The following is a 12284-nucleotide window of genomic DNA, read 5'->3' as shown; positions in this document are numbered from 1 at the left end:
AACCGACCTATAAATATTTTAACTTTTATTTAAATACAAATGGATTTATTTCTTTTTACTTTTAAACCGACTAATTTAAATAATCAAGGGTTTTCCCTAATAATCTTTTAAAAGTATGATGTTTACAAAAAATGCTATTAAGTATTGTTGCTTAATTATGGCTATGGTTTTATTTCTGATACCTCAAAACACAGAAGCTCAAAAGAAAAAGAAAAAAAAGAAAAAAGATGACACAGAAGTTGTTACAAAAGCTCCCAAAAAAGCTAAAAAGAAAAGCATAAAGGACTTAACAAAATCAAGTAAAAAAATTGAAGGTTTATTTACTATTTATCAGGATACGATTACTGGTTCGACACAAATGGTAATCTCTAAAAATCAATTAGAAAAAGAGTATATTCATTTTGCACAAATTGCTGATGGGGTAATGGATGCAGGTAGAATAAACAGAGGGTCTTACAGAGGATCTAAAGTATTTAAGGTTGAAAAGTTTTTTGATAAAATTGAATTCATAACTCAAAATACATCCTTTTATTTTGATCCTGATAATGCCATTTCAAAATCGAAAGATGCTAATATCAGTAAAGGCATTATGGCTAGCTTAAAAATTGAAGCTCATGATAAAGAGCGTGGACTCTATTTAATAAAAGCCGATGATTTGTTTTTAAAAGAAACGTTTATACAGATAAAACCTTCCGCAAGACCAGGAACCTCTCCCACTGCTTTTAAATTAGGAGGTTTGGATAAAGGAAAAACTAAAATAAACGATATTAAAAGTTATCCTGAAAACACAAATTTAGAAGTGGAATATGTTTATTCGACATCATCTTTATTAAATGCTGGTTCTAATGCTGTTTCAGATGGTAGGAACGTAAGTATTAAAGTGTTTCATAGTTTAATTGCAATGCCCAAAAATGATTATGAACCGCGATTTGATGACCCTAGAGTGGGTTATTTTACAAATGAAGTGACTGACCAAACTTCTGCAAGTTCAACACCCTATCGGGATTTAATTAATAGGTGGCATTTAAAAAAGAAAAATCCTGAACAAGCGCTTTCTGAACCGGTAAAACCAATTACTTGGTGGATGGAAAACTCTACACCTGTAGAATGGCGAGAAACTATTAAAAATGCAGTTTTAGAATGGAACAAAGCTTTTGAAAAAGCAGGCTTTAAAAATGCTATTGTAGTTAAACAACAACCTGACGATGCGGAATGGGATGCAGGCGATATAAGGTATAATGTATTACGATGGACGGCTTCACCACAACCTCCTTTTGGTGGCTATGGGCCAAGTTTGAAAAACCCAAAAACAGGTGAGATTTTTGGAGCAGATATTATGTTAGAATATACAATGATAACTGGTAGTGGTTTTAACTCGAAACTATATGAATCTAGCGGAGGTAATAACGATTTTAAATCTGATGACTATGAAACTGAAATGAATTGTACACTAAGGGAAGGCGTAATACAAAATTATCATTTTGCAAAATCGGCAGCAATGATTTTTAGCGCTTCGGATACCCAAATAAAACGTTTACAAAAAGAAACTATTACTGGATTAATTATACATGAAGTCGGCCATACGTTAGGACTAAACCATAATATGAAGGCCAGCCAATTATTTACTCCTGCTCAATTAGCTGATCCTGAATTCATAGAAGGTAAATGTTTAACCGCCTCTATAATGGATTATGCTATTACAAACGTTACTAAAGACAGAAGCAAGCAAGGACAATATGATGATGTTACTGTTGGTCCTTATGATGTTTGGGCAATTCAATTAGGATATACCCCATTTAAAACAGAAGCGGATCGTCAAGCCTTATTAAATGAATCTACAAAACCAGAACATATATTTGGTAATGATGCGGATGATATGCGTTCTTCCAGCACAGGTATAGACCCAAGAGTTATGGTTTTTGATCAATCAAGTGATCCAGTCACCTATTTTATTGATCGTATTGAGTTATCTAATGAGCTTTTAAAAGAAGCAAAAACTAAATTCACTAGAGAAGGACAATCCTATCATGAATTAAGACGTGTATATTATTCACTTAGTAATCAAAAAGCAATCGCTGGAAATGTTTTTTCTAGATATATTGGTGGAGTTTATGTAGATCGTGCTATGGCAGGACAAGAAGGAGAAACACAACCTTACACTCCAGTAAGCTTAGAAGATCAAAAAAGAGCTATGAACGCTTTAAAGACCTATATGTTTGCACCTGATGCTTTTGATGTACCTAATGATTTATACAATTATATAGCTAGACAACGCCGTGGTTTTGATTACTCTCAAGAAGATCCAAAAATTCATAATCAAGTTTTAAATTATCAAAAAAGAGTCTTAGGTCATCTTTTACACCCCAATACATTACAACGTATAACAGATTCTGAACTTTATGGGAATACATATAAGTTGTCTACTTTTATGACAGATTTAAATCATGCTATTTTTAAATCTGACATCTATAGTTCTGTTAATTCATTTAGACAAAACCTACAATTGGAATACACCAATATGTTGATTAATATATTAACTGGAAAACAAAGTAGCAGATATACACATAATTCTAAATCTATGGCTTTATATAATTTAAAAGCGATTAGAACTATGGCTGCACCTTCTGGGAATATAGCTTCTAGAGCTCACAAACAACATTTAAGAACACTCATAGATAATGCTGTTAAAGAAATAAAATAGTAAAAATCCTATTTATACTAAAAACAAAAAAGCTACTTCGTAATTGGAGTAGCTTTTGTTTTGGGGTAGCCTCATGTTTCTTTTTAGGAACAATCAATTGTTTACTTTATGTTTCATGTGCTCATACTTTTTTCTGCAATTTCTGTGCCAAATTAAAAATGACATTAAGAATACTCAGGAATCTTGCCTTTTACGCCTTTGTAAAAACTACGCATATATTCAAAATCTGCCTCAACATTATTGGTTGGATAAAACGGCTCTGAAATTTTATTCTGTTTATTTTCAAAGTCGAGCGTAAACATAATAATCGGAACATTAGCTTGTTTTGCAATATAGTAAAAACCTGTTCGCCACGTGGTTACTTTTTTTCTTGTACCCTCTGGAGCTAGTGTCATTCTAAATTCATCGTATTCCTCGAATAATTTAGCGATAGCTTCAACTTTATTCTCGTTTGATTGTCTGTTTATTGGAGCGCCTCCTAGTATTCTGAAAAACCACCCTAAAGGAAAAACAAAAAGCTCTTTTTTTCCAATAAAATTTGTTTTTACTCCAGTTACAGCCCGCAATAGAACACCAATGTAGAAGTCATGCCAACTGGTATGGGGTGCAGCAATAATTACGGCTTTTTTTATAGTTTCTTTAGAGAAAGTAGTGTTACCAACAACTTGCCAACCTAAAATTTTAAAATAAAAAAATTTGGCTAACCATTGCATATTACATCTTTTGATATAATGTTCTTAATTTTTCTCTTGTGATAATTTTTTTCCAGTTTTTACCAATGGCATTTTCCCAAAGTGGATCAAGACTTAAAGCTACATTAATCATAATATCAAATTCTCTATCGGCTAAATCAGCACAAATACCTTGAGGTAAAGTAATGTTATGTTTAGCTTTCATTTGTTTGAAAACTTTAACACCTTCTGGATAATAATCTTCTAAATGGTCAAACACAATACAATTACCTATCCCATGTTTTGTACCTAGTAAGTAGGATAAGCCATAACTCATGGCATGTGCAATACCAACTTGTGAATATGCAATACTCATGCCTCCATGCCATGAGGCCATCATGAGTTTATCCCGTGCTTCTATTTCAGTAAGATTGCCATCTAAGAATATCTCTTTGCATAAATCTAAAGCCATGTTGCCATAGGTTTCGCTAAATGTATTCAGATATGTTCCAGTTAATGATTCAATGCAGTGAATATAACAATCCATTCCTGTATAAAACCATTGGTCTCTTGGAAGTTCTTTAGTAAGTTCTGAATCTAAAATAACTTGATCAAAAGGGGTGTAATCAGAATTAATTCCTAGTTTTCTTTCTGGCCCCGTTAATACTGTAGTTCTTGAGACTTCAGAACCTGTACCAGATATGGTTGGAATACCTACATGGTATATTGCTGGATTTTTTACTAAATCCCAACCTTGATAATCTTTTGCTCCACCTTCATTAGTTAACATGATAGCTACGGCTTTAGCTAGATCTAAAACAGTACCACCACCAATGCCTATAATACCTGAAGGGCGTTGTTTTGATTTTAATATGATGTCTTCAACAAGTTGATCTACTTGTGAGGTTTTTGGTTCTTCTTTTGCAGATACATAAATAATCCTATCATCATATGATAATGATAGTATTGAAGTGATGTTCGGATTATTTCTAAACACATCATCAACTAAGAAAATAAAAGGAGCGTTTATGCTTAAGCGTTTTAACGCTAAAACTTCGTTTATTTGATTGAAACTACCTCTGCCAAAAATAACTCTTGGCACCATTGGAAAGTTTTTATATCCCATCTAACATATTTCTATTACGATTTGTAAAAATACTATTATTTTAAATTCTACTAGGATTTATTAGCACAGAATTTCATTAAAAATAACAGCACTTTTACAATAATATTTTTAATCATTTTAAGTCAAATTAACTTGTTAAATATAATAATACAAAAATTAATCTATTAATTTAATAATATCCCTTAGGCTATTAAGTGTTTTATAGGCTTTACCGTTTTTCTCTTCTTCAGTTACTTCTTCATGAGCCCAAGTGGTATGAAAAGGAACATGAATCGCATGTGCTTTTATATTTACCAATGGTAAAACATCTGATTTTAAAGAGTTTCCTACCATCAAAAATTCAGAAGGATTAATATCTAAATGATTTAATAATCTTGAATAATTTTTCTCTTTTTTATCGCTTAATACCTCTATATGATGAAAATAATCGGTTAGTCCAGATTTTTCTAACTTTCGTTCTTGATCTAATAAATCGCCTTTTGTAGCTAATATTAGTCTATATTTTTTTGACAATACTTTTAAAACCTCTTCCACACCATCTAATAATTCAACAGGTTTATCCAACATATCTTTTCCGATGTTTAATATCGCTTCAATAGTTTTTGTTGAAATATTGTAATTGGATAATTCTAAAGCAGATTCAACCATAGATAGTGTAAAGGCCTTAACACCATAACCATATAGCGGTAAGTTATCTATTTCCATTCTAAAAAGCTCTTGATCTATTTTGTTTGGTGTTTCATATTGAGATAAAAGTTTAGTAAATGCTATTTCAGCCTCTCTAAAATAGGTTTCATTAACCCAAAGTGTATCATCAGCATCAAAGCCAATAACTTTAATATTTTGATAATCTATTTCCATAGTTTCTTTGCGCGTTCTAAATCTTCAGGCGTATCTATTTCTACACCTTGAACATTGGTTTCAACCATTTTAATCCGCTTTCCGTATTCTAAATATCGTAATTGCTCTAATTTTTCAGTGGCTTCTAAAGATTGCATGGGTAGTTTATAAAAATCTAAAATAGCTTCTTTTCTAAACGCATAAACACCTTTATGTTTATAATACTTTATTCTTGTGTTTTTATCTCTTGGAAATGGAATTGGACTGCGTGAAAAATAAAGTGCGAAATTTGATTGATCTATAACAACCTTTACTGTATTTGGATTATTAATTTCATCTTCATCAGTAATATGTACCATTAAAGAGGCTAAATCTATGGTCTTATTATCGTCGTTTTTAAAAACCTCAATAAGTTTTGCTAAAGATTCTTTATCAGTGAAAGGTTCATCGCCTTGAACATTAATAACAATGTCAATATCCATAGACTCAACAGCTTCAGCAATTCTATCGCTACCACAGTCGTGTTCCTTTTTACTCATTATAACTTTCCCGCCATTATTAGCAATTTCGTTGTAAATAATAGCACTATCAGTAACCACAAATACATCATCAAATAATTTTGTAGCAACGGTAGCTTCATAAGTTCTTTGAATAACGGTTTTACCCCCTAGATCTTGCATAAGTTTTCCAGGAAAACGCGAAGCAGCATATCGAGCTGGAATCATTGAGATTATTTTCACGAGCTTAAATTTTGTTTTTTGTTAAATCTAAAATCAAAAATAGCCAATTATTATTGGTTTTGGAATTTAAACTTCTTATATAATTTAAAAATTACAAATAGTATAATAATTACTAAAACTGCTGCTAGAATAGGAAGAAATATTGAAATAACCGACATGACTACAGAAGTTCCGGTTTCTAAAATTGAAACTAATGGATTTGCTAATCCACCTGTTGTTGCTGTAGATGCTAAGCGTGTTGTTCCTGAGGTACCTGCTACTGCAGCCGCTGTGCCACCACCAGCAATTATTGCTAACGCCCAAGTAATTACAGGACTTAAATCTGCAACAGTTGATAACATAATGGCAGTTCCTGCTAATGCTGCTAACGGAATGGCTATACTGTCTAATAAATTATCAATGTATGGGATGAAGTAAGCACATATTTCGACTATTGTAGCGACGCCTAAAGTAATTAAAGCAGCTGTACTACCTATCCATTCCCAAGTTTCATTAAGTTGCCAAACATCAAAATAAGCTGCTAAACTTAACGCAAATAATGGTAAGAACACTCTAAAACCTACGGATGCTGATAAACCAACACCGAGGCAAATACTTATTATGGTTTCGAAAGTCATAAGGCAATTAATTATAAAACGGAATTTTTTAAATTAATAATTATTTAAGACTGAGATAGATTGCTAATTTACAAAGATTTTTAAGGTTTTCTTTTTAAGTGGTAAAGACTGAAAGCTTTTAAATGACAATTACGCTTTAATTTGAGTTTTAATTTAGCGGATAAGTGCGCAAGGGATAGCAGTGGAAAGCCCACAGCCCGACGAAGGAGGTGCGCGGACTTGTAACGTATAGCCCGACCCTTTTGGGGTGCGCCAAAAAAAATAAAATTGACAGATAACAAATGACGGAAGACAGAAAAACTAGAGATTTTATTTACTTTTCCTCGAAAAATTCATCTTTAAAACCAATGAGATACAATTTGTCTTTGGCTCTGGTTACGGCTGTATACAACCAGCGTAAATATTCCTTATCGATACCATTTGGCAGATAAGGTTGTTCTACAAAAACGGTGCGCCACTGCCCGCCTTGAGATTTATGACAGGTTATGGCATAAGAAAATTTTACTTGTAAAGCATTAAAATGTTTATTGCCTTTTACTTTTAAAAACTTTTTATACTTAGTGGTTTCTTCTTCAAAATCTTTCATAACTTCTTGATACAATCTATTTGAATCTTCATAGGGTAACGAAGGTGTTTCTGCATGAATAGTGTCTAAAAGTAAAACGGTTTCAAAAGGGATCATTTTTGGGTAATCTACCATGCGTATTTTTACTTCCGCAAAGCGAAAACCATAAAGTTCTTGGATACTAAAAATCTCTAAAACTTCAATAATATCGCCGTTTGCTATAAATCCAGCATCACTAGTTGGTTTTATCCAGAAATAATTATTTTTAACAACCATTAAGTAATCTCCTGCGGTTAATTCATGCTCGTTAAAGAGAATTCTATTTCTAATTTGTTGGTTATAAAGGTTGGCGCGCTTGTTACTTCGAACTATAATGGCTGTTTCCTCTTTTCCTAAATGGCTGTACGAATCGTTTATAGCGTCCATAATTTCATAACCATCTACTAGCCTAATAATATCTTTATACCCAGATAAATCAAACTTAAATGATTCAAAAAAACTACCAGATAGCGTTTCTCTTAACATGGTGGCATTAGCTAAAATACCAGAACCTTCTTCTTGCCTTACCACCTCATCAAGTTCCATTCTAGTGACTTCTTTGTTATAATTAAGTGCTAATGTATTTTCGTTTAAAGCAGGACTTAAATCTAATCTAACAGGTGGCAATTGAGCGGTATCTCCAATTAAAAGTAATTTACATTGATGACCAGAATAAACATACTGAACTAAATCATCCAGCAAAGAGCCATTTTCAAATAATTTTGATTCTCCGGGAGTATCAGGTATCATAGAAGCCTCATCTACTATAAAAATAGTGTTTTTATGCTTATTAGGTTGAAGAATAAACTTAACACCACCGCCTTTTTCTTTTTTAGGAAAATATATTTTTTTATGAATGGTAAATGCTTCTTTATTCGAATAATTAGAAATTACTTTGGCAGCTCGCCCTGTTGGCGCCATTAAAACAGCACTTTTTTTTGCTTTCCATAAATTAGTAACTATAGCACCAACTATGGTTGTTTTCCCCGTTCCGGCATAGCCCTTTAAAAGGTAGAGGGCGTTTGGGGTTTTAGAAAAAATAAAAGCTGATAATTGCTGCAAAACAATGTTTTGTTTTACTGTAGGTTGAAACGGAAACTGTTGTTTTATAAGCGAATAAAATTCCGATGAAGTCATTTAGTAAGGAGACTATTAATAATTTATTCAAATATAGAAATGATTTTTATGTACTTTGGTTTTAACGAATAAAAAAAAATTGTAGATTTGCTAAATACCATTCATTAAACTTTAAATTAAATAACATACTATGTTAAATTTTATTCTTATTGCGGTTGCAGTTATTTTAGTTACAATTGGCTTAGTTAAGTTAGTTGACAAATTTATTCCTACCAAGTTTAAACCTTTTTTAAATATTGCACTTTGGTTGTTAATTGCATTTTTAGGTTATCAGACATATATGTCTATTTACGAGCCTATACAATTTAACAAATTAAAAAATAAGCGTTATGCTGTTGTTATTGAAAGCTTAAAGGATATTAGAGATGCTCAATTAGCCCATAAACAAGTTACTGGTTCATTCGCAAATGATTTTGATAAGCTTGTAAAGTTTATTGATACTGCTGAATATACCATTACACAACGTAGAGACTCTAGTATTATTGATGTAGACTTAACTAAAAGATACGGGGTTGATACATTTAAAGATATTTTAATTGTTGATACATTAGGAACTGTTTCTGTAAAAGATTCATTATTTAAAAATTCTGACCGCTATAAAACCATGATGAATGTACCTGTAGGCGAAGAAGGTGCGAAATTTAAATTGCAATCTGGATTAATTCAACAAAATTCTTTAAACATACCTGTGTTTGAAGTATCAGTTAAAAAGAGTGTTATTTTAAGTGATCAAAATAAAGACTTAATAAGTCAAGAGAATCAAGTTGTATCTGTTGATGGTGTTAACGGTGATGCTTTAAAAGTAGGTTCGATGGATGAGGTTAAAACCAACGGAAACTGGCCAAAAACTTATGGCGAAAACGAATAATAGTTCTAATAAACTACCGCATTTAGATTTGTCCATTCAACTAGGTTTGAGTGGACTTTCTTTTTGTATACTAAACACAGCTTCTAAAACTATTGTTTCCTTAAACGAGTTTCATTTTGAAAAACAATTAAATCCTTTAAAGGTTTTAGATGAATTGAAAACTATATTTACAAATGAAGCCCTTTTAAATAATGATTTTTCTAACGTTACCATTATTCATGATAATGAGTTATCTACATTAGTTCCAAAGTCATTATTTAATAAAAATCATTTAGCTGATTATTTAAAATTTAACGCTAAGATTCTTAAATCAGATTTTATTGCTTACGATGTTATTGCAGAAAATAATAGCGTTAACGTTTATGTACCATACATAAATATTAACAACTTTATTTATGATAAATTCGGAACCTTTACATTCAAGCATGTTACTTCTGTTTTAATAGAATCTATTTTAAAAATGGAAGTAGATTCAGTATCCACTAAGGTTTATGTGAATGTTAGTTTTGATCATTTTGAAATATTAGTCCTTGAAAAAAACAAGTTATTGCTTTCAAATAACTTCACTTACAATTCAAAAGAAGATTTTATTTATTATTTACTCTTCACAGCAGAACAATTAAATCTTGACCCAGAAACGCTAAATTTAATTTTAATTGGCGCTATTCATGAACATGATGAATTGTATAACATCATTTATAAATATATCCGAAATGTAAGTTTAGGCACTATAAAATATGATTTTGAATATGTAGATAAACCAAAAGCAAACTATTCTAATTTCACTTTACTAAAAAGTTTTTAATGCGAATTATATCAGGATTATATAAAAGTAGAAAAATTATAGCACCAAAAAACTTACCGGTTCGCCCAACTACAGACATGGCGAAAGAATCCCTGTTTAATATTTTAAACAACCTGTATTATTTTGATGATATTTCTGTTTTAGATCTATTTGCTGGTACCGGTAATATTAGCTACGAATTTGCCTCTAGAGGGACAGAGCAAATTACTTGTGTAGATCAAGATTTTGGATGCATTAAGTTTATAAATAAAACAGCTGAAACTTTTGATATGCCCATTCAAACCATTAAAAGTGATGTTTTTAAGTTTTTAGAAAAGGGATTAAACCCTGCTAATGTCGTTTTTGCAGATCCGCCTTACAATTTTTCTGATGAGCAATTTGCTAAAATTCCAGAGCTTATTTTCCAAAATAATTTACTCCTTGATGGAGGCTTACTCATCGTAGAACATTCAAAACATACTGAGCTATCAAAACTTGAAAACTTTTCATATTCAAAAAGTTATGGCGGTAATGTTTTTAGTTTTTTTGAAAAGGGTTAGAAAATATATTATTTCCATAATTCATTTTTTTTAATTACTTTAGGAACTCCCTAAGAGTCTCCCCGGCTCTACATATTAATTTTGCCTTCCAAAAAAAATATTTTTTGTGTTTGTTTATGGTTAAATATGAATACTAACCTTTTAAACCATAAATCAAATGAAAAAACTTTTTTTATTAGTACTTGTCATTGTCCTTTTTCTAGCCTGTCAAGAAAAGCCACAACAACGTTACTTCGAAAATTCCCCAGAAATTGAAACTGTAAAAGCAGGTATAAAAGCCTATGAAGATCAAGACTGGACGACTTGGAAATCTAATTTTGCAGATACTGCCAAAATATTCCACAACACTAACAAAGGCGCTTCGCCTGATCAAATGATAGAAGGGATGAAGGGCATGCTTTCAAATTTTTCTTCTTATGGATTTGGAAAAGAAGGAAATATCTATGAAATGGTAGTTGATAAACAAGGTAAAACTTGGGTTAACTATTGGGGTAACTGGGGTGGAAAAGCAAAAGTTACTGAAAAACAATTAGTCATACCTGTGCATTTAACCGTTGAGTTTGCCGATGGTAAAATTGTTCAAGAATACGCCTATTATGATACTGCTGGAATTGGTACAACGATATCAGAAATTGAGGCTACGTTAGCTGAGAACGAATCCAAGGAAGAATAACTTTTTAACCAATACCCATTAAAACCACCAATTATGAAAACAATTAAATCCATACTAATACTCGCATTATTTTTATGCTTCACTTTTAATATTACTCAAGCACAACAAGCCTATCTTATCCATCAAGATAATGTAAAGCCTTCTAAAATAATGCAATACGAGAAAATTGCCAAAGCATTTAATGCAGCGTGTGTAAAACACAATGTACAAAGCACTTGGTCTGCTGCCAGCACAAATGATTTAAAGTATTATTATATTACTCCTATAGAGAACATGGCAGATGTAGATAAGCGTCCTATGGCAGATATGGCAGAGGCCATGGGAGATGATTTTGGTAAAATGTTTGAAGAATTCGATACCTGTTATGACACACATGGTTCTTATATAATATTAAGAGATTCCAAACTATCATACATGCCTGAGGGTGTTGCAGAAGCTCCAGAAGGCGAAAACTACCGAAAATGGTTTTATATGTATTATACGCCCGAAAATGCTAAAGCCATGCGAGAAGGCATGAAAGCGGTTAAAGAATTCTTTGCTGCAAAAGGCTCTAAAGAATATTATCGTGTATATAGAAACGGTTTCGGGCAAATGGAAAACTTTTATATGGTTTCTGTTTCTGCTAAAAACGAAATAGATTCAGCTACAAGAGGAAAGGCGAATGAAGACGTTTTAGGACCAGATAGATGGGACGTTTTTAATAAAGTTATGGAGTATACAACACGAATGGAAGAATTGAGTGGCGAAATGCGTCCAGATTTATCCTATTCACCAAAATAAAATATGCCAACCAATAGTTTAGTAACTAACCAACTATTTTCTTAGGCAGTATCTCATAAACTGTGTAAGTTTTAAAATCTCAGGTTAATATTTAGCCTGAGATTTTTTATTTATTAATTTTAAATTTTACACATTTATGAAACCAGAAGATTTATTGAACGAAGATTTTTTAAAGCAATTTAA

Annotated in this window: 12 protein-coding genes; 6 read left to right on the top strand and 6 right to left on the bottom strand. The window is 31.7% G+C overall.

Annotation, left to right across the window (positions count from 1 at the left end; all coding sequences use genetic code 11):
- Positions 1-115: 115 nt before the first annotated feature.
- The gene (locus tag P8K68_RS02860) at positions 116-2701 is read left to right on the top strand and encodes a zinc-dependent metalloprotease (protein ID WP_300248005.1); all 2586 of its coding nucleotides are present in this window, start codon (positions 116-118) and stop codon (positions 2699-2701) included.
- A 164-nt stretch (positions 2702-2865) separates the two neighbouring features.
- On the opposite strand, the gene P8K68_RS02855 is transcribed toward P8K68_RS02860, so the two are convergent.
- From P8K68_RS02855 to P8K68_RS02830, 6 genes are all read right to left on the bottom strand, one after another.
- Complete coding sequence (locus tag P8K68_RS02855) at positions 2866-3414, bottom strand: 1-acyl-sn-glycerol-3-phosphate acyltransferase (protein WP_300248003.1); 549 nt, start codon at positions 3412-3414, stop codon at positions 2866-2868.
- Position 3415: 1 nt separating this feature from the next.
- Positions 3416-4498 carry an iron-containing alcohol dehydrogenase family protein gene (locus tag P8K68_RS02850; RefSeq protein WP_300248001.1) on the bottom strand — a complete coding sequence of 361 codons (1083 nt, stop codon included), beginning with the start codon at positions 4496-4498 and terminating at the stop codon, positions 3416-3418.
- A gap of 156 nt (positions 4499-4654) precedes the next feature.
- Positions 4655-5359 (bottom strand): HAD family hydrolase, encoded by a 705-nt coding sequence (locus P8K68_RS02845; protein ID WP_300247999.1) that lies wholly within the window; start codon positions 5357-5359, stop codon positions 4655-4657.
- Positions 5350-6063 (bottom strand): 3-deoxy-manno-octulosonate cytidylyltransferase, encoded by a 714-nt coding sequence (gene kdsB, locus P8K68_RS02840; RefSeq protein ID WP_300248056.1) that lies wholly within the window; start codon positions 6061-6063, stop codon positions 5350-5352. The genes P8K68_RS02845 and kdsB overlap by 10 nt, the downstream gene beginning before the upstream one ends.
- A gap of 65 nt (positions 6064-6128) precedes the next feature.
- Entirely contained in the window at positions 6129-6695 is a 567-nt protein-coding gene (locus P8K68_RS02835) for a DUF4126 domain-containing protein (RefSeq protein ID WP_300247997.1), read from the bottom strand.
- Between the two features lie 313 nt (positions 6696-7008).
- The gene (locus tag P8K68_RS02830) at positions 7009-8436 is read right to left on the bottom strand and encodes an ATP-binding domain-containing protein (protein ID WP_300247995.1); all 1428 of its coding nucleotides are present in this window, start codon (positions 8434-8436) and stop codon (positions 7009-7011) included.
- Positions 8437-8566: 130 nt separating this feature from the next.
- Here P8K68_RS02830 and P8K68_RS02825 point away from each other — a divergent pair, with 130 nt between their 5' ends.
- The 5 genes from P8K68_RS02825 (at position 8567) to P8K68_RS02805 (ending at position 12101) form a co-directional block, all read left to right on the top strand.
- On the top strand, positions 8567-9304 hold the full coding sequence (locus tag P8K68_RS02825; RefSeq protein WP_300247993.1) for a hypothetical protein: 738 nt from the start codon (positions 8567-8569) through the stop codon (positions 9302-9304).
- Positions 9252-10109, top strand: coding sequence for a DUF3822 family protein (locus tag P8K68_RS02820; protein ID WP_300247991.1), 858 nt, complete (start codon positions 9252-9254; stop codon positions 10107-10109). The genes P8K68_RS02825 and P8K68_RS02820 overlap by 53 nt, the downstream gene beginning before the upstream one ends.
- Positions 10109-10648: a 16S rRNA (guanine(966)-N(2))-methyltransferase RsmD gene (gene rsmD / locus P8K68_RS02815; protein WP_300247990.1), complete on the top strand. Its 540-nt coding sequence runs from the start codon at positions 10109-10111 to the stop codon at positions 10646-10648. Before P8K68_RS02820 ends, rsmD begins: the two co-directional genes overlap by 1 nt.
- A 157-nt stretch (positions 10649-10805) precedes the next feature.
- The gene (locus P8K68_RS02810) at positions 10806-11321 is read left to right on the top strand and encodes a nuclear transport factor 2 family protein (protein WP_300247987.1); all 516 of its coding nucleotides are present in this window, start codon (positions 10806-10808) and stop codon (positions 11319-11321) included.
- 33 nt (positions 11322-11354) lie between these two features.
- Positions 11355-12101: a hypothetical protein gene (locus tag P8K68_RS02805; RefSeq protein WP_300247985.1), complete on the top strand. Its 747-nt coding sequence runs from the start codon at positions 11355-11357 to the stop codon at positions 12099-12101.
- Positions 12102-12284: the final 183 nt, after the last annotated feature.

Origin of the sequence: Algibacter sp. (assembly GCF_029245835.1) — a bacterium.
In the GTDB taxonomy this organism is placed as follows: domain Bacteria; phylum Bacteroidota; class Bacteroidia; order Flavobacteriales; family Flavobacteriaceae; genus Algibacter_B.
Note: the sequence above shows the minus strand (reverse complement) of the source record. Positions and strands in the feature narration are given on the sequence as shown.